Source organism: Streptomyces stelliscabiei (genome assembly GCF_014873495.1).
Lineage (GTDB): Bacteria > Actinomycetota > Actinomycetes > Streptomycetales > Streptomycetaceae > Streptomyces > Streptomyces bottropensis.
In genome coordinates this window covers 6421971-6444977 of the sequence record NZ_JADBGF010000001.1, presented here as the reverse complement: position 1 = coordinate 6444977, position 23007 = coordinate 6421971, and the positions used below count along the sequence as shown (strand labels likewise).

At 71.2% G+C, this 23007-nt stretch carries 21 protein-coding genes; 5 read left to right on the top strand and 16 right to left on the bottom strand.

The features are described from left to right. Positions 1-109 precede the first annotated feature (109 nt). A complete protein-coding gene (locus tag H4687_RS28580) occupies positions 110-592 on the top strand; it encodes a VanZ family protein (RefSeq protein WP_046918354.1) in 483 nt (160 codons plus the stop codon). A gap of 125 nt (positions 593-717) precedes the next feature. Further along, complete coding sequence (locus tag H4687_RS28575) at positions 718-918, top strand: PspC domain-containing protein (RefSeq protein ID WP_045562882.1); 201 nt, start codon at positions 718-720, stop codon at positions 916-918. Between the two features lie 61 nt (positions 919-979). Here the strand turns inward: H4687_RS28575 and H4687_RS28570 are convergent, their stop codons facing one another. Next, the gene (locus H4687_RS28570; RefSeq protein WP_046918353.1) at positions 980-1345 is read right to left on the bottom strand and encodes a hypothetical protein; all 366 of its coding nucleotides are present in this window, start codon (positions 1343-1345) and stop codon (positions 980-982) included. Positions 1346-1478: 133 nt separating this feature from the next. Beyond that, positions 1479-2642, bottom strand: coding sequence for an adenosine deaminase (locus tag H4687_RS28565; RefSeq protein ID WP_046918352.1), 1164 nt, complete (start codon positions 2640-2642; stop codon positions 1479-1481). Positions 2643-2755: 113 nt separating this feature from the next. On the opposite strand from H4687_RS28565, the gene H4687_RS28560 reads away from it, so the two are divergent. After that, the gene (locus H4687_RS28560) at positions 2756-3526 is read left to right on the top strand and encodes a dienelactone hydrolase (RefSeq protein ID WP_046918351.1); all 771 of its coding nucleotides are present in this window, start codon (positions 2756-2758) and stop codon (positions 3524-3526) included. A 71-nt stretch (positions 3527-3597) separates the two neighbouring features. Here H4687_RS28560 and H4687_RS28555 read toward each other — a convergent pair whose 3' ends face one another. After that, entirely contained in the window at positions 3598-4566 is a 969-nt protein-coding gene (locus H4687_RS28555; protein WP_046918350.1) for a LysR family transcriptional regulator, read from the bottom strand. A 66-nt stretch (positions 4567-4632) separates the two neighbouring features. Here H4687_RS28555 and H4687_RS28550 point away from each other — a divergent pair, with 66 nt between their 5' ends. Then, positions 4633-5919 carry an MFS transporter gene (locus H4687_RS28550; RefSeq protein WP_046918349.1) on the top strand — a complete coding sequence of 429 codons (1287 nt, stop codon included), beginning with the start codon at positions 4633-4635 and terminating at the stop codon, positions 5917-5919. 124 nt (positions 5920-6043) lie between these two features. After that, positions 6044-7051 carry a sigma-70 family RNA polymerase sigma factor gene (locus tag H4687_RS28545; protein WP_046918348.1) on the top strand — a complete coding sequence of 336 codons (1008 nt, stop codon included), beginning with the start codon at positions 6044-6046 and terminating at the stop codon, positions 7049-7051. Here the strand turns inward: H4687_RS28545 and H4687_RS28540 are convergent. From H4687_RS28540 to H4687_RS28480, 13 genes are all read right to left on the bottom strand, one after another. Next, complete coding sequence (locus tag H4687_RS28540; RefSeq protein ID WP_225966857.1) at positions 6944-7288, bottom strand: STAS domain-containing protein; 345 nt, start codon at positions 7286-7288, stop codon at positions 6944-6946. The two genes, H4687_RS28545 and H4687_RS28540, sit on opposite strands and share 108 nt — an antisense overlap. A gap of 123 nt (positions 7289-7411) precedes the next feature. Next, on the bottom strand, positions 7412-8695 hold the full coding sequence (locus tag H4687_RS28535) for a thymidine phosphorylase (RefSeq protein ID WP_028796476.1): 1284 nt from the start codon (positions 8693-8695) through the stop codon (positions 7412-7414). A gap of 111 nt (positions 8696-8806) precedes the next feature. After that, complete coding sequence (locus tag H4687_RS28530) at positions 8807-9199, bottom strand: cytidine deaminase (RefSeq protein ID WP_046918347.1); 393 nt, start codon at positions 9197-9199, stop codon at positions 8807-8809. Continuing rightward, complete coding sequence (locus H4687_RS28525; RefSeq protein ID WP_046918346.1) at positions 9196-10470, bottom strand: ABC transporter permease; 1275 nt, start codon at positions 10468-10470, stop codon at positions 9196-9198. The genes H4687_RS28530 and H4687_RS28525 overlap by 4 nt, the downstream gene beginning before the upstream one ends. After that, on the bottom strand, positions 10467-11597 hold the full coding sequence (locus tag H4687_RS28520) for an ABC transporter permease (protein WP_046918345.1): 1131 nt from the start codon (positions 11595-11597) through the stop codon (positions 10467-10469). The genes H4687_RS28525 and H4687_RS28520 overlap by 4 nt, the downstream gene beginning before the upstream one ends. Continuing rightward, a complete protein-coding gene (locus tag H4687_RS28515; RefSeq protein WP_046918359.1) occupies positions 11597-13165 on the bottom strand; it encodes an ABC transporter ATP-binding protein in 1569 nt (522 codons plus the stop codon). Before H4687_RS28515 ends, H4687_RS28520 begins: the two co-directional genes overlap by 1 nt. 301 nt (positions 13166-13466) lie before the next feature. After that, positions 13467-14519, bottom strand: a complete 1053-nt coding sequence (locus H4687_RS28510; protein ID WP_046918344.1) for a BMP family lipoprotein — start codon at positions 14517-14519, stop codon at positions 13467-13469. 565 nt (positions 14520-15084) lie between these two features. Further along, complete coding sequence (locus tag H4687_RS28505) at positions 15085-16143, bottom strand: BMP family lipoprotein (RefSeq protein ID WP_159026242.1); 1059 nt, start codon at positions 16141-16143, stop codon at positions 15085-15087. 301 nt (positions 16144-16444) lie between these two features. Next, positions 16445-17698: an amidohydrolase gene (locus tag H4687_RS28500; RefSeq protein WP_046918343.1), complete on the bottom strand. Its 1254-nt coding sequence runs from the start codon at positions 17696-17698 to the stop codon at positions 16445-16447. 485 nt (positions 17699-18183) lie between these two features. Further along, on the bottom strand, positions 18184-19386 hold the full coding sequence (locus H4687_RS28495) for a low temperature requirement protein A (protein ID WP_167358673.1): 1203 nt from the start codon (positions 19384-19386) through the stop codon (positions 18184-18186). Between the two features lie 141 nt (positions 19387-19527). After that, on the bottom strand, positions 19528-20634 hold the full coding sequence (locus H4687_RS28490; protein ID WP_046917041.1) for a hypothetical protein: 1107 nt from the start codon (positions 20632-20634) through the stop codon (positions 19528-19530). Positions 20635-20689: 55 nt separating this feature from the next. After that, positions 20690-21628 carry an N-acetylneuraminate synthase family protein gene (locus tag H4687_RS28485; RefSeq protein WP_046917042.1) on the bottom strand — a complete coding sequence of 313 codons (939 nt, stop codon included), beginning with the start codon at positions 21626-21628 and terminating at the stop codon, positions 20690-20692. A gap of 14 nt (positions 21629-21642) precedes the next feature. Then, positions 21643-22983, bottom strand: coding sequence for an N-acylneuraminate cytidylyltransferase (locus H4687_RS28480; RefSeq protein ID WP_046917043.1), 1341 nt, complete (start codon positions 22981-22983; stop codon positions 21643-21645). Positions 22984-23007: the final 24 nt, after the last annotated feature.

The window sequence follows — 23007 nt, the reverse complement described above, 5'->3', positions numbered from 1 at the left end:
CGGAACCGATCGTGCCGGGGGCCGCGTCTTGGGGGGCGTGCAGCCTCAAGGTACGAACGGCCGTAGCGCCGGGATCCGTGTCCGTGCGGCGGGGGGTGTTCTCCTCGCCGTGCATCTCGCGGTCGTTGCCTGGATCACGCTGCGTCCGCTGGACGTCACCTGGATGAGTCCCGCGAATCTGCGGCCGTTCGCGGGGATCAGAGCGGATCTGGCCCTGGGGTGGCCGGAGGCGGCCCACCGGATCGGTGAGGGGCTGGCGCTGCTCGCTCCGCTGGGCGTGCTGCTGCCGATGGCGCACGGGAGGCTGGCCGGGTCCCCGCTGGCGTCGCTGGCCCGGTCGGTGGCGGCCGGGGCGCTGTTGTCGCTGGCCATCGAGTTGTTGCAGACGGGGGTGCCGGGGCAGGTCGTCGACATCGACTCGATCCTGCTGAACTCGCTCGGCGTCGGCCTCGCCCATCTCGCGGTGGTGCCGGTGGTCAGGTCCGCGTTGCGGCGCAGGGCGGAGACCCGGGTGCGGGCGGAGCGATCGCGCCCCGAAGAGGTGCCTCAGGGTCGGACCCCGACGATTCCCAGGGTCGGGATGGCTCCGTAGAGGGACGCTTCGTCCGCTTCGTCACCGTAGCGTCGAAGGTGTGGAAAAGAGAGCGATGGCCGAGGAAGGCCTCGCCCCACCGCCGGCCCCGCGGGCCGGTGTCCTGCACCGACGAAGGAGCCCTCATGAGCCGCCTTGCCCGCCCCACCGAAGGCCGGATGATCGGCGGAGTGTGCGCCGCGCTGGCACGGCGCTTCGGCACCTCCGCGACCACGATGCGCGTGATCTTCCTGGTGTCGTGCCTGCTTCCCGGCCCTCAGTTCCTGCTCTACATAGCCCTGTGGATTCTCTTCCCCGCGGAGGGCAAGGCGCGCGCGGCCTGGTGACGCGCACGCCGACGGGGCGCACCCTCCAGGGATGCGCCCCGCACGGAGGGCGTGGTGCGGCTCAGGCGCCGCCACCCAGGGGCAGGCCGTTGACGCCGAGCCCCTTGGTGGGGAGGGCCTTACCGACGGGGAGGCCGCCGAGCAGCCCGGCGACGGGGGCGGTGGGGCCCTCGGCGAGGACGTTGGCGGCGGCGGGCTGGGCCGCCTCCAGGCCGGCGCCGAGCGCGCTCTGACCCTGGGCCAGGGCACCGCCGGCGGCCGGCAGTGCCTTGGTGACGTTCTCCACGGGCAGCGCCTGGGTGACGGTGCCGAGGGCCTGCGAGGCCTCGGGGACGCTCGGGGCGGCGTTCGCGGCGCCCGCGCCCGCAGCGGCGATGGCGGCACCGACGACGGCGACACCGAGGGTCTTGGCAGCAGACTGCTTCATGTTGAATGCGTCCTTGGAATGCGTGGGGCGGGTGGTGAGCGGTGCCGAAACGTAAACACCAAAGTCCCGCCGGAGGCAAACATCGAAAAGCGGCCGCGTCGCCCTGGACGCGGCCACCCCCCGAAGTCGCCGTTCAGCTCGATTCGTCGACAGAACCGCTGGTGGAGGCCGTTTGTCGGAACAGCCATTCGGATTTCAACTCGGCATATCCGGGCTTGATCACGTCATTGATCATGGCCAGTCGTTCATCGAAAGGAATGAATGCTGACTTCATAGCATTGACCGAGAACCACTGCATGTCGTCGAGCGTGTAACCGAAGGCGTCGACAAGATGCTCGAATTCGCGGCTCATGCTCGTGTACGACATCAGCCGGTTGTCCGTGTTCACGGTGGCCCGGAAGTGCAGTCGCCGCAGCAGCCCGATGGGGTGCTCGGCGTACGAACGGGCGGCGCCGGTCTGGAGGTTGGAGCTGGGGCACATCTCCAGCGGGATGCGCTTGTCGCGGACGTAGGAGGCGAGGCGGCCGAGCTTCACGGAGCCGTCCTCGTGGACCTGGATGTCGTCGATGATGCGGACGCCGTGGCCGAGCCGGTCGGCGCCGCACCACTGCAACGCCTGCCAGATGGAGGGGAGCCCGAAGGCCTCACCGGCGTGGATCGTGAAGTGGTTGTTCTCGCGCTTGAGGTACTCGAAGGCGTCGAGGTGCCGGGTGGGCGGGTAGCCGGCCTCGGCGCCCGCGATGTCGAACCCGACGACACCGAGGTCGCGGTAACGGTTGGCGAGTTCGGCGATCTCCAGGGCGCGGGCCGCGTGCCGCATGGCGGTGAGCAGGGCGCCGACCCGGATGCGCCGGCCGTCGGTCCTGGCCCGCCGCTCGCCTTCCCGGAAGCCCTCGTTGACGGCCTCGACGACCTCTTCGAGGGAGAGTCCGCCTTCGAGGTGCTGTTCGGGGGCGTAGCGGACCTCGGCGTAGACGACGCCGTCGGCGGCGAGATCCTCGGCGCACTCGGCGGCGACCCGGACGAGCGCTTCGCGGGTCTGCATGACGCCGACGGTGTGGGAGAAGGTCTCCAGATACCGCTCCAGCGAGCCGGAGTCGGCGGCCTCCCGGAACCAGACGCCGAGCCGGTCGGGGTCGGTCTCCGGAAGCTGGGTGTACCCGCTGTCGCGGGCGAGTTCGACGATGGTTCCGGGGCGCAGGCCGCCGTCGAGGTGGTCGTGCAGCAGAACCTTGGGCGCCCGGCGGATCTGGTCCGGATCCGGGGTGTTTCCGGTCGGGTCGATCTGGTTCGTCATTTTCGTACGATACCTCCTACGCGCGTAGAGCGCCCGTCGGATGATCCCGTCGATATCCAACGGTGACCCACAGGACGGGTGGCGTACACCGTCTCTTCTGACACTGTTCTGTCATGGCGCAGCAAGCAATGCCGGTCCGTACGCCCCGACTTGGGCGGACGATCGGCCCGGAGCCGAGCACGGTCAACGGGGTGGTCCTCCTCCTTCCGGCCGGTGACGAGGCGTCCACCCGCAGACCCTCCCCCATGTGGGCCACGGCCTCCGTGCGCTCCCTCGGCCGCCGGCTCGCCCGCGCGGGCCGTACGGAGGGGCTCGCGACCCATGTCGTGCACTACCGCTACCGGGGGTGGAACGGTTCGCAGGCGCGGCTCGCGCGGGACGCCGAGTGGGCCGTGGACGAGGTGGTGCGGCGGTACGGAGACGTGCCGGTGTGTCTCGCCGGGCTCCACATGGGCGCGCGGGCGGCGCTGCACGCGGGTGGGCACGAGGCCGTCAACTCGGTACTGGCCATCGCTCCCTGGCTGCCCGAGGAGGATGTGGCCGCGACCCCCGAACCGGTGAAGCAGTTGTCGGGGCGGCGGGTGCTGATCGTGCACGGCACGAACGACGAACGGGTGGATCCCGAGCTGTCGTTCCGGTTCGCGGCGCGGGCGAAGAAGACGAACCCCGACATCTGCCGGTTCGAGGTGCACGCGGACCGGCACGGGTTGACGCAGTACCGGGACGAGGTGCACGCCCTGGCCTCGGACTTCGTGATGGGGGTGCTGTTCGGGAGGGCGTTCGCGCGGCCGGTGGAGGACGCGCTGGCGGCGCCGCCGCCGTTGGGGTTGCGGATGCCGCTCGCCTCCGGCTTCGGGGTGGCTCGCTCCCAGCGGGGCGGTTGAGGCTGCTTGCGCGGCTGCGGGTGGGTGGGGGCCTGTCGCGCGGTTCCCCGCGCCCCTGACGCTGCCGCGGCTCAGCTGGGCAGCAGGTTGCCCCTTCTCGACAGCAGGAACTTCTTGAAGGCCGCCACCGGGGGTGTGTCGGGGTGGCCGTCGAGCCAGGCCACGCCGATCTCGCGGGCCGCTCTGGGGGCGGTGACCGTCAGCTCGACGACTCCCGGCCGGGGAACGGCCGGAGGGGGCAGGAGGGCGACGCCCAGGCCTGCCGCCACCAGGCCCCGCAGGGTCTCCGCCTCCTCTCCCTCGAAGGCGATACGGGGTGTGAAGCCGGCCGCCTCGCAGAGGTCGTCGGTGATGCGGCGCATGCCGTAGCCGGGTTCGAGGGTGACGAAGGTTTCGTCGGCGGCCTCGGAGAGGCGGACACGCTTGCGGGCGGCGAGACGGTGGTCGGCCGGGACGACGAGGCGGAGCTTCTGTTCGTCGAGGCGGCGGGCCACCAGGTCGGGGGCGTCCGGGACGGGGGACGTGAGGCACAGGTCGAGTTCACCCGCGCGCAGGCGTTCGAGCATGGCCTCGCCGTAGTTCTGGACGAGGCTGAAGCGGACCCGGGGGTGCTCGGCACGGAAGGCCTGCAGCAGGCCGGGGACGGTCTCGGCGCCCATGGTGTGCAGGAAGCCGAAGGCGACCTTGCCGGTGGAGGGGTCGGCGTCGGCGCGGACCTCGTCGGCGGCGCGCTCGATCTCGGCGAGGGCGCGCTCGACGGAGGCGTGGAAGGTGCGCCCGGCGTGGGTGAGGGAGACCGTGCGCCCCCGACGGGCGAACAGGTCCACGCCGAGGTCCTGTTCGAGGCGGACCATGGCACGCGACAGCGTCGACTGCGGCACGCGCATCTCCCGCGCGGCCCGGGTGACGTGCTCGATACGGGCGACTCCCGCGAAGTGGGCGAGGCGGGGGGCGAGCCTCAGGACGATGTCCTCGATGCTCTCGATGTCTTCTGTGTCACCGGACGGTGACAGGCGCGGCTCTGACCTCTGCTGATGCATCACAGGAACGATTATGGGGGTTCCATGCATTGGACGGATGAGCGGCGGCGTACGTAGTTTCGGGGCATGCCTTCCGCAAGTACCGGGGCGTCCACCACCGTGGGCGCCGTCCCAGCCGTCGCCCCCACCGCCTCCACCCCGTCCGCCGTCGATTCCCGGGTGGCCCCGGGTGGGCCCGGCTACCGCCGGATGAGCCTGGCGCTCTTCCTCGCGGGTGTCGCGACCTTCGCCCTGCTGTACTCCACGCAGGCTCTGCTGCCGCTGATCTCGGACGGCTTCGGAAGTACGGCGAGCGCGGCGAGCTGGACGGTGTCGGCGGCGACCGGGGCGCTGGCCCTGTTCGTGCTGCCGATGAGCGCGCTGTCCGAGCGGTTCGGGCGGCGCACGGTGATGACGGCGTCGCTGGTGGTCGCGGTGGCGGTCGGACTGCTGATCCCCTTCGCGCCCTCGCTGGGCGCGCTGGTGGTGCTGCGGGCCGTGCAGGGCGCGGCGCTGGCCGGGGTGCCGGCCTCCGCGACCGCCTACCTCGCCGAGGAGGTCCGCCCCAAGGCCCTCATCACCGCGATCGGCCTCTTCGTCGCCGGCAACAGCGTCGGCGGGATGAGCGGGCGGGTCGTCACCGGCTGGGTCGCCCAGGAGTGGGGCTGGCGGGTCGCGCTCGGGGTGCTCGGGGTGATCGCCGTGGGATGCGCGGTGGCCTTCCGGCTGCTGCTGCCCGCGCCCAAGCACTTCGTGGCGGGGTCGCTGCGCCCGGCCGTACTGGCCAGCACGGTCCGCGCCCACCTGGCGAACCCGCTGCTGCGCCGGCTGTACGCCATCGGCGCCCTCTTCATGACGGTCTTCGGCGGCGTCTACACGGTCATCGGCTACCGCCTCGCCGGAGAACCGTTCTCGCTGCCGCAGGGTGTCATCGGCTCGATCTTCCTCGTCTACCTGGTGGGCACGGTGTCGGCGTCCACCGCCGGGAAGCTGGTCGGCCGCCTGGGCCGGCGCGGCACGCTGTACCTGGCGGGCGCCACGACGGCCACCGGTCTGCTGGTCTCCCTGTCCGACGCCCTCCCCGTGGTCCTGCTGGGGCTGGTCCTCATCACCGCCGGGTTCTTCGCGGGCCACGCCGCCGCGTCGTCGGCGGTCAGCCACACGGCGAAGGAGGGCCGCGCCCAGGCGTCGGCGCTGTACCAGTCCGCGTACTACGTGGGCTCCAGCGCGGGCAGCACCCTGGGGGCGATCGCCTTCCACGCGGGGGGCTGGGGCGGGACCGTCTCCATGGGGCTGCTGGCAGTGCTGGGAGTCGTGGGGATCACCGTGGTGGGTTCCCACGCGGCCCGGCGCGGGCCGGTGCCGGCGCACTGAGTCCGTCGTGGTCACCCACGCCCCCTGACCTGCCCCTTCCTCCCTTCCCCAGGCCATTGTCAGTGGGCTGCGGTAGCTTCCGAGGTGTTGGTACGCACAGGTATGCCACAGGGGTGGGTTGGCCATGGGTGACGGTACGGCGACGGCGACGGCGGAGCTCGACGTCCGGTTGGAGAGGCACCGGGTCGAGCTGACCGGGTACTGCTATCGGATGCTGGGCTCGTCCTTCGAGGCGGAGGACGCCGTGCAGGACACGATGATCCGGGCCTGGCGCAGTTACGAGAAGTTCGAGGGTCGGTCGTCACTGCGTTCGTGGCTGTACCGGATCGCCACGAACGTGTGCCTCGACATGCTGACCGCGGGGAACAAGAGGGCCAGGCCCATGGATCTCTCCGACTCGACGCCCCTGGCCCAGGCCGCCCTCTCCCCCCGGCCGGACAACACCTGGCTGGAGCCGGTGCCGGACGCCCGGGTGCTGCCGACGACCGACGACCCGGCGGAGGCCGCCGTGGCGAAGGAGTCCGTGCGGCTGGCGTTCGTCGCCGCGCTGCAGAAGCTGCCGTCGAAGCAGCGGGCCGTGCTCATCCTGCGTGAGGTGCTGGCCTGGAAGGCGAGCGAGGTCGCCGAGCTGCTCGACACGTCCGTCGCCTCGGTGAACAGCGCCCTGCAGCGGGCCCGCGCGACCCTCGCCGAGGGCGGGCGGCTCGCGGCGGCCGATGTCTCCGACCCGCTGGACGAGGAGCAGCTGAAGCTGCTGGACCGCTATGTGGCCGCCTTCGAGGGGTACGACATGGCGGCGCTGACGGCCCTGCTGCACGAGGACGCGGTCATGACGATGCCGCCGTTCGACCTGTGGCTGACCGGCACGGACGACATCACCGGGTTCATGACGACGCTCGGCGCGGCCTGCGCCGGTTCGCACCTGGTGCCGGTCGCGGTGAACGGCCTGCCGGGCTTCGCGCAGTACAAGCCGGACCCGGAGACCGGCGGGTTCACCGCCTGGGCGGTGCAGGCGCTGGAGATCTCAGAGGGCCGGATCGCCGGATTCCACTGCTTCCTCGACACCGCCCGCTGGTTCCCCCTCTTCGGCCTGCCCCTCCACCTCGAAGGCGAGCCCGACCAGTCGCAGTAGCGCGCTCAGCGCGGGATCGGGGTCCCGCAGCCGTACCCGGCCCCCGGCCCGCCGGGCGGCGAGCTGCATCCGGGCCAGGGCGTCGATGGTGCCGAGGCCCGGTGGTCCGACACCCCCGACATCGCACACCACCACCCCGCTACGGGTGGTGCCGAGCAGTGCCCGGACGTCGTCGCAGAGCCTCGCCACCTCCTCCCGGGTGACGGGGCCGGCCGGCACGAGTACAGCGGGTTTCATGGCGTCCACGAGCGGTAGACCGGCCGGGCGGACGTAACTCATCGGTACGGGGCCACGGCGCGCACGCCACGGGACCGGCGCACACACCGGTCCCGTGCACCCCGAAGAGGTCGTGCGGCCTGGTCAGGCGATACGTTCCAGCACCACCGGCGACGGGGTGAACTCCGTCCCGGCCGCCGCGATGTCGTACGAGCCGGTCACCGCCTCCAGGGCGTAGGCGAAGCGCTCCGGGGTGTCGGTGTGGAGGGTGAGCAGGGGCTGGCCCTCGGTCACCGTGTCGCCGGGCTTGGCGTGCATCTCGACGCCCGCGCCGGCCTGCACCGGGTCCTCCTTGCGGGCGCGTCCGGCGCCGAGACGCCAGGCGGCGATGCCGATGTCGTAGGCGTCGAGGCGGGTCAGGACGCCGGAGGCGGTCGCCTTCACCACGTGCTGTTCGCGCGCGGTCGGCAGCGGGGCGTCCGGGTCGCCGCCCTGAGCCGCGATCATGCGACGCCAGGCGTCCATCGCCGAGCCGTCGGCCAGCGCCTTCGCCGGGTCGGCGTCCTTCACACCGGCCGCGTCGAGCATCTCGCGGGCCAGGGCGACGGTGAGTTCCACGACGTCCGCCGGGCCACCGCCCGCCAGGACCTCGACCGACTCGCGGACCTCCAGGGCGTTGCCCGCCGTCAGGCCGAGGGGGGTCGACATGTCCGTGAGCAGGGCGACCGTCCTCACGCCGTGGTCGTTGCCGAGGCCCACCATCGTGGAGGCCAGCTCGCGGGCGTCCTCCAGCGTCTTCATGAAGGCTCCCGTGCCCACCTTCACGTCCAGGACCAGCGAGCCGGTCCCCTCGGCGATCTTCTTGGACATGATGGAGGAGGCGATCAGCGGGATCGCCTCGACCGTGCCGGTGACGTCGCGGAGCGCGTAGAGCTTCTTGTCGGCCGGGGCCAGGCCGTCGCCGGCCGCGCAGATGACGGCGCCGACCTCGTCCAGGACGTTCAGCATCTCCTCGTTGGACAGCAGGGCGCGCCAGCCGGGGATGGACTCCAGCTTGTCGAGGGTGCCGCCGGTGTGGCCGAGGCCCCGGCCCGAGAGCTGGGGAACGGCCGCGCCGCAGGCCGCCACCAGGGGGGCGAGCGGAAGGGTGATCTTGTCGCCGACGCCACCCGTGGAGTGCTTGTCGGCGGTGGGGCGGGACAGGGACGAGAAGTCCATGCGCTCGCCGGAGGCGATCATCGCGGCCGTCCAGCGGGCGATCTCCCGGCGGTCCATGCCGTTGAGGAGGATCGCCATGTTGAGCGCGGCCATCTGGTAGTCGGCGACCTCGCCGCGGGTGTACGCGTCGATGACCCAGTCGATCTGCTCGTCGCTGAGTTCACCGCGGTCCCGCTTGGTGCGGATGACGGAGATGGCATCCATGGACACAGACGTCATGGGGTTCCCTTCGAGGGTGTTCGACAGCGATCCGGTGACATGCCGCGGATCGGGAAAGTGCGCGGCCCCTCCGACCGTTCGTCAGGAGGGGCCGCACGGGAGTCACTTGGTGAGATGGTCCGGGCCGAACGCCTGGGGCAGCATCTCCGAGAGGGGCAGGATGCCCGCCGGGGTCTCCAGCAGGAGCTCCGGGCCGCCGAACTCGTACAGCAGCTGCCGGCAGCGGCCGCACGGGACGAGGATGTCGCCCTTTCCGTCCACGCAGGTGAAGTGCGTCAGACGGCCTCCGCCGCTGTTCTGCAGCTGCGAGACCAGGCCGCACTCCGCGCACAGGCCGAGGCCGTACGAGGCGTTCTCGACGTTGCAGCCGGAGACGATCCGGCCGTCGTCGACGAGGGCGGCCACACCGACGGGGTAGCCGGAGTAGGGGGCGTACGCCCGGGACATGGCGTCCCGGGCCGCCGTGCGCAGCGCGGCCCAGTCGACGGCGGTCACTTGCCCTGTCCCTTCCGGTACGGCATGCCGTCGGCCTTCGGCATCCGCAGACGCTGGGCGGAGAGCGCGAGGACGATCAGGGTGATGACGTACGGCGTGGCGGCGACGACCTGGTTGGGGACCTCGTTGGTGGTCGCGTACCAGGTGTAGACCAGGGCGCCGATCACGAAGGTGATCGCGGCCGGGACGTACTTCTTGCGGACGGCCTGCCAGATCGCGCCGATGACCAGCAGCAGGGCGCCGAGCAGCAGCAGGGCGTGGACGTTCTCGGAGCCGCCGCGCAGGTTGAGGCTGTCGGTGTAGCCGAAGAGGCCGGCGCCGAGGGCGAGACCGCCCGGCATCCAGTTGCCGAAGATCATCGCGGCGAGACCGATGTAGCCGCGGCCACTGGTCTGCCCCTCCAGGTAGAAGGGGTTGGCGACGATGGAGAGGAAGGCGCCGCCGAGGCCGGCCAGACCGCCGGAGATGATCACGGCGAGGTACTTGTACTTGTAGACGTTGACGCCGAGGGACTCGGCGGCGATCGGGTTCTCGCCGCAGGAGCGCAGGCGCAGGCCGAAGGCGGAGCGCCACAGGATCCACCAGGTGGCGGGGATCAGCGCGACGGCCAGCAGGGTCAGCCAGGAGACGTTGGTGACCAGGCCGCCGAGCAGACCGGCGAGGTCGGAGACGAAGAACCAGCCCTTCTCGTTGAGGGTCTGGAGCGCGTCCGAGAGCCCGGGCACCGTGAAGTCGCCGAGGGAGTCGACCGGCGGGGACTGCTTGGCGGAGCCGCCCTGGTGGCCCTCGAAGGCGAGGGGCGCGAGGTAGCGGGTGGCACCGAGGGCGAGGATGTTGATGGCCACACCGGAGACGATGTGGTTGACGTTGAAGGTGACGGTGACGAAGGCGTGCAGCAGACCGCCGAGGCAGCCGCCGATGATGCCGATCAGGACACCGGTCCACGGGCCCCACTGGAAGCCGGCCCAGGCACCGAACCAGGTGCCGAGGATCATCATGCCTTCGAGGCCGATGTTGACGACGCCCGCGCGCTCGGCCCACAGACCGCCGAGACCGGCGAGGCCGATCGGGACCGCCAGTTCCAGCGCGGTGGACATCTGGCTGACGTTGGTGATGCCGTCGGCGCCGGTGATGATGCGGACGATCGAGGTGAGTGCGAGGACACCGGCGATGACCAGCAGCAGGACGGGCAGCGACATCTTGCGGCCGGTCGGGGCGGCAGGCTGCAGCGAGGGCTGGTTGACGTCGGTCGCGGTGGTGCTCGTGGTCATCGGCCCGCCACCTCCTTCTTGACGTTGTTGTTGTCGGAGGCGCCGAGGACGTGGCCCGCGGCCAGCTCGGCGCCGACCCGGCGCTGCTGGCGGCGCAGGCCCCACTCGCGCACGGTCTCGTAGGAGACGACGACCGAGAGCACGATCAGGCCCTGCATGATGACCGCGATCTCCTTGTCGTAGCCGTGGAAGTCCAGCTCCGGGGAGGCCTTGTCGAGCCAGGCCCACAGCAGGGCGGCGAAGGCGATGCCGACGGGGCTGTTGCGGCCGAGGAGGGCGATGCCGATGCCCAGGAAGCCGATCCCGGTGGGGAAGTTCAGGCTGTACGTGTGGGTGTCGCCGAGCAGGATCGGCAGGCCCGCGAGGCCCGCGACACCGCCGGAGATCAGCATCGCGGTGAGGACCATGCGCTTGGGGTCGACACCGCTGGCCGCGGCGGCCGACTCCGAGGCGCCGGAGGCGCGCAGGTCGAAGCCGAAGCGGGTGCGGTTGATGACGATCCAGTAGCCGATGCCGAGCAGCACGGCGAGGAGGACCAGGCCGTAGATCTCGCCGGCCGCGCCCATGTCGATGCCGGGGACCCAGCCGGACTCGGCCATCTCGCCGGTGGTGTTGTTGTTGCCGACCTTGACGCCGAAGACGTTCGGCAGCCAGAGGTAGCCGATGACGGAGGTGGCGATCGCGTTCAGCATGATCGACGCGACGACCTCGCTGACGCCCCGGGTGACCTTGAGGACACCGACGATGCCGGCCCAGAAGGCGCCGGTGAGGATCGCGGTGAGCATCAGCAGCGGGATCTGCAGGGCGGCGGGCAGGTCGACGTGGGCGCCGACGATCGCGGCCATCATGGCGCCGAGCAGGTACTGACCGTCGACACCGATGTTGAACAGGTTCATCCGGAAGCCGATGGCCACCGCGAGGGCGGCGACGTAGTACAGCGAGGCCTGGTTGATGATCCGGACCTGGATGTCGGAGAACGTGGCCTGCTCCAGCATGATCGAGAACGGCTCGACCGGGTTCTTGCCGGAGGCCAGCAGCACGATCGCGGTCAGCGCGAAGGCCACGGCGAGCGCGAGGACCGGTCCGGCCACCGCGAGGAGCACGCGCTCCTTGTCGAACTTCTTCATCAGCGGGCCTCGTCTTCCTCGGACCCGGACGCGTCCGCCGAGGTCTCGGGGGTCTCTTCGTGTGCGAGGTGGCCGGTGGCGGCACCGGTCATGGCCGAGCCCAGCTCCTCGGGGGTGATGGTGGCCGGGTCGGCGTCGGCGACCAGCTTGCCGTTGTAGATCACCCGGAGGGTGTCGGACAGGCCGATCAGCTCGTCCAGGTCGGCCGAGATCAGCAGCACGGCCAGGCCCTCGCGGCGGGCCTCGCGGATCTGGTCCCAGATCTGGGCCTGCGCGCCGACGTCCACACCGCGGGTGGGGTGGGCGGCGATCAGGAAGCGCGGCTTGTGGCTCATCTCGCGGCCGACGATCAGCTTCTGCTGGTTGCCGCCGGACAGGGAGGCGGCGGTGACGTCGATGCCGGGGGTGCGGACGTCGTACTCGGCGACGATCCGGCGGGTGTCCTCCTGGGCGGCCTTCGGGTCGAGCCAGACGCCCTTGGCGTTGGGCCGCTCGGTCACATGGCCGAGGATACGGTTCTCCCAGAGGGGGGCCTCCAGGAGCAGACCGTGCCGGTGGCGGTCCTCGGGGATGTAGCCGACGCCCTTCTCACGGCGCTTGCGCGTGGCCCAGGTGGTCATGTCCTCCTCGGCCAGCGCGATCGTGCCGGAGTCGGCGGACTTCAGGCCGATCAGCGCGTCGACCAGCTCGGTCTGGCCGTTGCCCTCGACGCCGGCCAGGCCCAGGACCTCGCCCGCGTGGATGGTGAAGGTGATGTCGTCGAGCAGCGCCTTGCCGCCGACGGCCTCCAGCCGGAGGTCCTTGACGGTGAGGACGGGGCGGTCGGTGACCGTGGACTCGGCCGTCTCGGGGGTGGGCAGCTCGCTGCCGACCATCAGCTCGGCGAGCTGACGCGGGGTGGTCTCGGCGGGGACTGCCGTGCCGACCGTCGTGCCGCGCCGGATGACGGTGATCTCGTCGGCGACCGACAGCACCTCGCCCAGCTTGTGCGAGATGAAGATGACCGCCAGGCCCTGCGCCTTGAGTTCGCGCAGGTTGGCGAAGAGGGAGTCGACCTCCTGCGGCACCAGGACGGCGGTGGGCTCGTCCAGGATCAGGGTGCGGGCGCCGCGGTAGAGGACCTTGAGGATCTCCACGCGCTGGCGCTCGGCGACCCCCAGCTCCTCGACCAGGACGTCCGGGCGCACGCCGAAGCCGTAGCGCTCGGAGATCTCCTTGATCTTGCGGCGGGCCTTGGCGCCGATGCCGTACAGCTTCTCGCTGCCGAGGACCACGTTCTCCAGGACGGTGAGGTTGTCGGCGAGCATGAAGTGCTGGTGGACCATGCCGATGCCGCGGGTGATGGCGTCGGCCGGGGACGAGAACGAGACCTGCTCGCCGTCGATCGCGATGGTGCCCTCGTCCGGCTTCTGCATGCCGTAGAGGATCTTCATCAGGGTCGACTTGCCGGCGCCGTTCTCCCCGACGAGGGCGTGGACGGTGCCCTTGCGCACGGTGAGGTGGATGTCGTGGTTGGCCACGACGCCGGGGAATCGCTTGGTGATCCCGGCAAGTTCGACGGCGGTCACCTGACCGTTGACCGCCACGTCGGCCGGAGGGCTGCTGGACGCGTTGATGGCGCACTCTCCTGGGAAAGGGGGTCGTCTACGCGCGTAGCGCCCCTACGGCATCGGAAGCGGGCGACGCGCCCAGGCGGTACCGGGGAAAACGGGGCGAGATGCCTCGACGTCCCCGGGGCCGCTTAGACAACGGGGTACAGGGAGCGATACTCCCCGTACCCCGTTGAGCGCACGTAACCCCGCGGTTACTGGCGACTTCGGGGGTGCCTGAACACCACCGGGGTCGCGCGACTGCTCGTGGTACAGCTGATCAGCTGGTCCTGACCTTGATCTCGCCGCTGATGATCTTCTCCTTGGCCGTGGCGAGGGCCTCCTGGAGTTCGGTGTCGCTCTTGAACTTCGGGTTGGAGTCGGCGAGGCCGACCTCGCCGGTCTTCAGATCGCCCCTGACGATACCGGTCGCGGGCTTGCCGTCCTCGACCGACTTCGCCAGGTTGTACACCGCCTTGGCGACGTCCTTCGTCGCCGAGGTCAGGATGGAGTCCTTGTACTTCGCGAGGGCTTCCTGCCGGTACTGGTCGGAGTCGACACCGATCGCCCAGACCTGGTCGGTCTCGGCGGCCTCGATCACGCCCTGACCGGACAGACCGGCCGCCGCGTAGATCACGTCGGCCTTCTTCTCGATCTGGCCCTCGGCGGCCGTCTTGCCCTTGTCGGGGCTGGAGAAGCCACCCTCCTCGGCCGTCTGGGTGAGGTACTGGGTGAGCACCTTCGCCTTGGGGTTGGTGTCCTTGACGCCCTGCTCGAAGCCCGCCTGGAACTTGTGGATCAGCGGGATGTCCACACCGCCCACGAAGCCGACGGTGTTCGTCTTCGTGGACCTGGCCGCCGCGACACCGGCGAGGTACGAGGCCTGCTCCTCGGAGAAGACCAGGTCCGCGACGTTCTTCAGCTGGACCGTGGAGTCGTCCACGATGCCGAAGGTGGTGTCCGGGTACTGCTCGGCGGCGGCCTTCACGGCCGTCGCGTACGCGTAGCCGACGCCGACGACCGGGTTGTAGCCCTGCTTGGCCAGGGAGACCAGGCGCTGCTCCTTGTCCGCGTCCGTCTCGCCCTCGGTGGGCTCGATGTCCCGGGTGTCGTACCCGAACTCCTTCTTCGCCTTCTCCAGGCCCGCGTACGCCGCGTCGTTGAAGGACTGGTCGCCCTTGCCACCGACGTCGTAGGCGATCGCGAGGCCCTTGTCGCCCTTGGAGTCGGCGGACGTCGCGGCGTCCGTCGAGGTGCCGCCGCAGGCGGAGAGGGCGAGGGCGAGGGAGGCGGTCGCTGCGCCTGCGACCGCGAGGCGGGAAACCCGGCGCATGTGTGGTGCTCCTGTCGTACAGCGCCGGGGGGTACTGCTCAGTAGTGCTTCACAGCATCGGCGCCTTATATGGCTTTCGCCGCAGAGTAACGCGCGTAGACCCTCCGGGTGAAGCCTGGTGGACCACGTTGTTATGGGGCCGTGTTGCAAGGGTGTCCGGAGGTGGCGGGAGGGTGTTGGGGGTGGAGTGGGGGTGGAGTGTCGGGTGCGGGTGCATCGTGGCTGGTCGCGCAGTTCCCCGCGCCCCTTACGGGGCCGCCCCGGCCCGGATGCGGCCCCTCGTGCCCTATGCGGGGCCGCCCCCGCCCGGACGCGGTCCCTCATGCCTCCTACGGGGCTGCCGTCTGGCACGCACGCGGCCCCTCGTACCCCGCACGGGGTCGCCGTCCGGCACGGACGCGGCCCCTCGCACCCCTTACGAGGCTGCCGTCCGACATGACGCGGAGGACGCGGCACCCCCGCGGCCCTTTCAGGGCCCGCCTCGGAGCGAGGTGCCGGGAAACGCGACAGCGGGCGGGTGCAGAAGCACACCCGCCCGCTGTCGGCGTTCGTCGCGGATCCGGACCTACTCGGTCTTCACCTTGATCGAGCCGTCGATGATGCCTTCCTTGGCCTTCGCGACGGCGTCGGTCAGGCCGGCGATCTCCGCCATCTTCGGGTTGGAGTCGGCGAGGCCGACGCCATCCACCTTGAGGTCGAAGGTCTGGACACCGGTGAGGGGCTTGCCGTCCTCGACGGACTTGGCGAGGGCGTAGACCGCGCCGCCGACGTCCTTCAGGGCGGAGGTGAGGATGTAGTCCTTGTAGGGGGCCAGGGCCTCCTGGTTGTACTGGTCGGAGTCGACACCGATCGCCCAGACCTTGGCCTTGGCGGCGGCCTCGATGACACCCTGGCCGGAGAGGCCGGCGGCCGCGTAGAGCACGTCCGCCTTCTTCTCGATCTGGCCCTCGGCGGCGGCCTTGCCCTTGTCGGGGCTGGAGAAGCCGCCCTCCTCGGCCGTCTGGGTCAGGTACTGCGAGAGGACCTTGACCTTGCCGCCGCTGGTGTCCTCGACACCCTGCTTGTAGCCGGCCTCGAACTTGTGGATGAGCGGGATGTCCACACCGCCCACGAAGCCCACGGTGTTCGTCTTGGTGGCCTTGGCGGCCGCGACACCGGCGAGGTACGAGGCCTCCTGCTCGGCGAAGACGAGGGACGCCACGTTGTCACCCTCGACGACCGAGTCGACGATGCCGAAGGTGGTCTTCGGGAACTGCTTGGACGCGGCCTCCATCGCGGGGCCGTAGGCGAAGCCGACGCCGATCACCGGGTTGTAGCCCTGCTTGGCGAGGGACTCCAGACGCTGCTGCTTGTCGGCGTCCGTCTCGCCCTCGGTGGGCTCGATGTCCTCGGTCTTGTACCCGAATTCCTTCTGAGCCTTCTCCAGGCCCGCGAACGCGGCGTCGTTGAAGGACTGGTCGCCCTTGCCGCCGATGTCGTACGCGATCGCGAGACCCTTTTCGCCCTTGCTGGTCTCGCCGCCGCTGCCGCTGCTCTCGCTGCTGGTACCACCACAGGCCGTGGCGGCGAGCGCCAGCGACGCGACCCCCACCGCGACGCGGGTCAGTTTGGAAATCCGACGCATCTTGAAGTTCCCCATCTTCTCCAAAGCCCCGCGACCGGGTGCTCAGTTCGGCGCACATTAACGCGCGTAGACCCTCCTGGGAACGGGGTTTCGACTGGCCGTTATCCATTCGTGCCGGTGGCCGTTACGTCCTCGTGAACCATGGGATCGAAAGGGATCTTCTGGACACAGTGCCTCTCCCGCCCCTCGCTGTGCGTGTACGAGGGGTGACGTCAGCGTGAAGGTGCGCGCTCCGTACGGTGATCGTACGGACACGCGCACCAGGCTGCCGCGAGGGCCGGCGGGGCGCAACCGGAGGGGGTTACCGGCCTGCCGGGTCCATGACGCGCATACGGGCGTCGAGGAGGGCGGCCGCGGTGAAGAGTTCCACGCCCACGGTGATGGCGTGCTCGTCGGCGTCGAAGTCGCCCTGGTGGAGGTCGCGGACGGTGAGATCGCCCGGACGGCGGACACCCAGACGCGCCATCGCGCCCGGGACGTGCTCCAGGTACCAGGAGAAGTCCTCGCCGCCGAGGCTCTGCTCGGTGTCCTCCACGGACCGGACACCGCGGCGGGCGACCATCGAGTCGTGCAGCAGTTCGGTGACGACGGGGTCGTTCACGACCGGCGGGACGCCCCGGATGTAGTTGATCTCGGGCTTGGCGCGGTGCATGACCGCGACCTCCTGGACCGCCTCGTGGATCAGGTCGGGGGCCTGCCGCCAGGCGTTGATGTCCAGGCAGCGGACGGTGCCGGAGAGTTCGGCGTGCTGCGGGATGACGTTCGGGGCGTGGCCCGACTCGATGCGGCCCCAGGTCACGACGAGCCCGGCGCGGGCGTCGAAGCGGCGGGCGACCAGCGCGGGGACGTCGGTGACGACCCGGGCTGCGGCGGTGACGAGGTCGGTGGTGAGGTGGGGGCGCGCGGTGTGGCCGCCCGGCCCGTCCAGGGACAGCTCCAGCCGGTCGCAGGCGGAGGTGATGGGGCCGTGGCGCAGGCCGATGAAGCCGGCGTCGACCCTCGGGTCGCAGTGCACGGCGATGATGCGGCCGACGCCGTCGAGCGCGCCGCTCCGGATCGCGTCGGCGGCACCACCGGGCAGGACCTCCTCGGCGGGCTGGAAGATCAGCCGGACGGGGCGGGGCAGCTGTCCCCTGCGGTGCAGGTCGGCGAGGACGAGGCCGGCGCCGAGGACGACGGTGGTGTGCACGTCGTGGCCGCAGGCGTGGGCGCGGTCGGGGACGGTGGAGCGGTAGTCGCAGTCGACCTTGGTGTCCGGGATGGGCAGGGCGTCGATGTCGGCGCGCAGGGCGAGCGCGGCACTGTCGGTGCCGTTCCAGTCGCCGATGTCACAGATGAGTCCGGTGCCGCTGTCGAGCACGCGCGGGTTGAGGCCGGCCTTCTCCAGGCGGGCCTTGATCGCGGCGGTCGTGCGGAACTCCTGGTTGCCGAGCTCCGGGTGCATGTGCAAGTCGCGGCGGAAGGCGACGAGTTCGGCACGCAGGGCTTCCGGCAACGTGCCGGGGAGCGATGTTTCGGCTTCCCCTGGCAGATCTGCCTCGGACTCTCGGGACATCAGTTGGTTCACCCTCTGAAGGGTAGGGCGATCGGGCGACCTTCTCACCCTCGATCAACAAAAAATCAGCCCGTAAGGGGAAGATTTCCGGTCGCGCGACGCATACGTATTGGCAGGGACGGGTATACCCGTCCGCCTCTTCGCGGGCGGGCTGACCTCGGAGAAGGGAGCGCCGGGGTTGCCCGCGATTCCCATGGTCCAAACGTCCGGGGGTGCCCGGCCGATTCCCACCCTCCACGGATACCACGTCCGGCCCATCGCACTGTCCCGGAACCATCACCGCCGCGTGCTGGTTCCGCTACGGCCTGTGTGCGACGGGGTGGGCGAGGAGGTGGCGCCAGGGGCCGGCACGCGGGGGGTGGCCTGCGGCTGCGGGGGTGAACCGGGGGTCGGGGCCGTGGCGTGCGGGTGGCCGGTGTGGGCGTGACGGGGGTGACAGGGATCACGGGGGTGACGGGGGGCGCGGGGTCGACGGGCGCGCTTCCTCAGCCCCCGGCAGCGCCGTCGCCCCGTGCCGCGCGGCCGTGGACGAGCAGCACCGCGGTGATCGTCGCTGTCAGGCCTGTCAGGGCTGCCAGGGCCGGGACGAGGGAGGTCAGGGGGCCTGCCGCCAGGCAGAGGGCGGCGCCGGTGAGGAGGGCCGGGGCGTGGCGGCCCGTGGTGCGGCGCAGGATCGCGGCGGAGCCGAGCAGGAACAGGCCCGCGCCGCCCGCCAGGGCCCAGGCGGGCATGCCGTGGAGGGGTTCGGCCAGGCCGTAGTGGGCCGTGTCGGCGACTTGGTGCAGGGTCGTCTTCATGCCGAGGGCGGTGATGACGATGCCGGCCACCAGCGGCAGGTGCAGGAAGGTGTACGTGTCGCGGGCCAGGACCGTGCGGTCGTCGCCGGTCAGTTCGGCCAGGCGGTGTTCGGCCGGTTCGCTGACGCCGTGGAAGTACAGGCGCCAGAGCGCGGCGGAGACCAGGAGGCCCAGGGCCGCCGCGGCCACGACGGGGGCGGAGACCGAGTAGCCGGTCACCCCGACGCCGATCGCGACGATGGACTCGCCCAGCGCGATGATGACGATCAGACCGTGGCGTTCGGAGAAGTGGGCGGGGGACGCCACGCGCCAGCCCGACCGGCCGGTGACGAAGATGCCCGCGTAGTCGATGACCACCGCCGCCAGCCAGATCAGGGTCCGGGTCACGCCGTCGAAGGCCGAGCCCACGAGCAGCAGGGTGAAGGGCGGGAGCACCGAGAGCAGGGCCGTACGGCGCAGGGTGGCGTGCAGGGCCGCGTCACCGGGGTCGGAGAGCCAGTAGGTCACCAGGTGGAGGCCGCGGACCACGCCGTAGCAGACGACGAACAGCACGGGGGCGTAGAGGCCGCCCGGGCCGTCGTCGTACACCTCGGGGACCGTCAGGGAGACGATCAGGACGACCGCCATCACCGCCACCAGCACCGCGGCCATGCCGTCCGCGTCGGCGCGTACGACGTTGCCGAGCCAGGCGAAGCAGCACCAGCACCACCACAGGAGGGCGAGGACGACCATGCCGCCGAGCAGGCTCAGCGCGGTGGGCCGGGCGGCCATCAGGGCCGTGACCTGGGTGATGGCGTAGACGAAGACGAGGTCGAAGAAGAGTTCGGCGGGGGTGACCCGGTGTCCGTCCGCCGTGGGCGTGAGCCGCGCGTGTTCGCCGTGTGTCGTCACCACTCCCCCTTCGGGGAGGGCGCTTCGCCTCCCCCGCCACGCGGCACGATAGGCGCGGTCCGGCCGGGGAAGCGACGGCTCCGGATCCCCCCGGAGCGAACACGGTTCAGGGCAGTCGGCCCGGTGCCGCCGAGGCGCGGCTCAGACCGACACCACCGACGACAGCCGGTGGACGTCCCGTGCCGTGCCCGTGACCCCGGACAGGAAGCCCTGGGCGCGGGGGGAGGCGTTCTCCGTCAGCCAGCTCGGGTCGATGTCGCAGACCGCCACGCGTACGTCCGTGCCGGCGAGCGCGAGCGGCAGGGTGTGGACCACGGTCGAGGGGAAGCTGAGGATCGTCCGGCCGATGGGGCCCCGGCGGGCGATGAGTTCGAGGGGGAGGTCGGGGCGGACGATCTCCAGGCCCGTCTCGGCGGCGAGGGTGTGGAGTTTCTCGGCGCTCTCGCGGCGGTGGGCGAAGTAGCGGGTGGCGCCGTGGGCCTTGGCGAGGGAGCGGACGGCTTCGAGGTAGCGGTCGCCGTCCACCACGCCGGTCTCCACGAGGGACGTGCCCACGAGGTCGGCGCCCTTGGTGATGCGGGGCGGGCCGAAGCGGGACCGGGTCCAGGCGAAGTCGTTGGCGGTGACGAAGACGCCCTCGGGGGTCTCGTCGATCGGCATGGAGGAGAAGACCTCGACGCGTCTGCCGGGGGTCGGGGTGAGGCGTTTGCGGGCCCTGGAGGAGACCGGGGCGAAGATCAGGTCGCGGGGACCGGGTCGGCCGCCCTTGCGGTGCCAGCGCACGAGGCGCTCGCCGCGGGCCAGCTGCGAGACGAACTCCATGGTCGCGGTGCCGTCGTCGACGACGACGACGTCCCGGGCCCGGGTGATGGTCAGCAGGAGCTGGACGTAGCGGGAGAAGGGGTCGCCCAGGACGACGCGGCTCGCGGCACGCAGCATCGGCGCGAGGCCGCCGATGGTGCGGAAGGGGGCGGCGGTGCCGCCGCGCGCCTCCTCCCAGCGCACGTTGTGGCCCTCGTCCCGGGCCAGCTCCGCCATCCGGCGGAGCTGGCCGCGGGTCATCGGGTCGTTGGGCGACAGGACCACGAGGGTGAGTCCCGCGCCGCCCCGTCGGAAGGGCCCCGCGCCGGGGTCCTCGGGTGTGCCGAGGGCATGGGCGTGCGCCCACTCCAGCACGTTCAGCAGCTGTACCGGGCTCTCGACGAAGGCGAGGGTGTGGGGGCCGGCGGTTCCGGCGCGGGGGCTCATCGACGTACGACCGTCCCGTAGTGGGGGAGACCCGTGGTCAGGGATGGAGGGAGGCTCAGACCGCGACCGGCTCGCCCGCCGCCGCCGCGATCTCCGCCTCGGCGACGACGCCGGAGACACGGCGCAGCTTCTTCATGGGGCCCAGCTCGGAGTCGTAGACCTTCTTGACGCCGTCGCCGAGGGAGGCCTCGATGGTGCGGATGTCGCGGACGAGGCGGGTGAGGCCGCCCGGCTCGACGGAGGCGGCCTGGTCGGAGCCCCACATCGCGCGGTCGAGGGTGATGTGGCGCTCGACGAAGGTGGCGCCGAGGGCGACGGCGGCGAGCGTGGTCTGCAGGCCCGTCTCGTGGCCGGAGTAGCCGATCGGGACGTTCGGGTACTCGGCCTGCAGGGTGTTGATGACGCGGAGGTTCAGCTCCTCCGCCTTGGCCGGGTAGGTCGAGGTGGCGTGGCAGAGCAGGATGTTGTCGCTGCCGAGGACCTCGACCGCGTGGCGGATCTGCTTCGGGGTCGACATGCCGGTGGAGAGGATGACCGTGCGGTTGGTGCCGCGCAGGGCGCGCAGCAGCTCGTCGTCGGTGAGGGAGGCGGAGGCCACCTTGTGGGCGGGGACGTCGAACTTCTCCAGGAAGGCGACGGCCTCGGTGTCCCACGGGGAGGCGAACCAGTCGATGTTCTTGCTCTTGGAGTACTCGTCGATCTGGCGGTACTCGTCCTCACCGAACTCCACGCGGTGGCGGTAGTCGATGTAGGTCATGCGGCCCCAGGGGGTGTCGCGCTCGATGTCCCACTGGTCGCGGGGGGTGCAGATCTCGGGGGTGCGCTTCTGGAACTTGACCGCGTCGCAGCCGGCCTCGGCGGCGGCGTCGATCAGCTTGAAGGCGTTCTCCAGCTCACCGTTGTGGTTGATGCCGATCTCGCCGACGACGTAGACGGGGTGGCCGGGGCCGGCGGTCTTCGAACCGAAGGTGCGCAGACGGGAGTTGGTGCTCATGACGGAGGATTTCCTTAACTGGTGAGGGAGTCGAGAGAGTCGAGGGAGGGGCCGAGGATCCAGCCGGCGATCTCCCGGATCGCGCCTTCACCGCCGGGGACGGTGGTGACCGCGCGTGCGGCGCCGCGTACGACGTCGTGGGCGCTGCCGACCGCCACGGGCCAGCCCACGAGGGCGAAGCACGGGAGGTCGTTGACGTCGTTGCCGACGTAGAGCACGCGCTCCGGCGCGATGCCCTGCTCCTCGCACCACTGCTTCAGTGCGAGGTCTTTGCGGTCGATGCCGTGCAGGACCGGGAGCTTGAGCTTCCGGGCCCGGGCGGCGACGACCGGGTTCCGTTCCGAGGAGAGGATCAGCATCTCCAGGCCGCTCCTGCGGAGGGCCGCGATGCCGAGTCCGTCGCCGCGGTGCACGGAGACGAACTCCCGTCCCTCGGAGTCGATCAGCACCCTGTCGTCCGTCTGGGTGCCGTCGAAGTCGAGGACCACGGCGTCGATGTCGTCGTGGGTGGGGAGGGCGCCGGGCCGGTTCGCGTCGAAGAGGGGCGCGAGGGCCTGGGCGCGGGCGAGGTCGTGCGGGTCGTCGATCTCCAGGACCCGCGCGGGGTCGGTGCGCACGAGTTCCGTGCGGCCGAAGAAGCGGTGCTGGAACTTGCGCAGCCCGGCCGCGTCCATGGCGTAGGCGGCGCCGGTCTCCAGCAGGTCCTGCGGCCGGTCCTGGCGGCGGGGGCGGAAGGACTTGTCGTGGTTGACGCCGTGGCCTCCGGCCGGGGCTCCGGCGAGGTCCTCGGTGCCGTGCGCCGCGTGGGCGTGGCCCCCGGCCGGGAGGCCGGCGAGGGCCGCGGCCGCCGCGCCGTGCGGGGCGTCCGCGGACTCCTCGGTCGTGTCGCGCCAGACGAAGCCGTGGAACGGGGCGACGGTGAGGGCGGTGTCGGCGCCGTGTTCGACGAGGGCGCGGGTCACGCCGTCGATGTCCTCGCGGAGGATGAACGGGCTGGTGCACTGGACCAGGAGGACGACGTCGACCGAGGCGCCGTGCAGGGCCTCGTGGGCGTCCAGGGCGTGCAGGACGGCGGCCTCCGAGGTGGCGGTGTCGCCCGCGATGGCGGCGGGGCGGAGCACGACCTCGGCGCCGGACTCGCGGGCCGCGGCGGCGATGGCGTGGTCGTCGGTGGAGACGACGACGTGGGTCACCAGCCGGGCGGCGAGGCACTCACGGACCGCGCGGGTCACCAGCGGAACGCCGCCGACGGGGGCGAGGTTCTTCGCGGGGACGCCCTTGGAGCCGCCGCGCGCGGGGATCACGGCGAGGACGCGGCGGGCGGAGGCCGCTCGGTCCGCTTCCGGGTGGGGCATGGGCTGTACTCCTTGCGCAGTGGA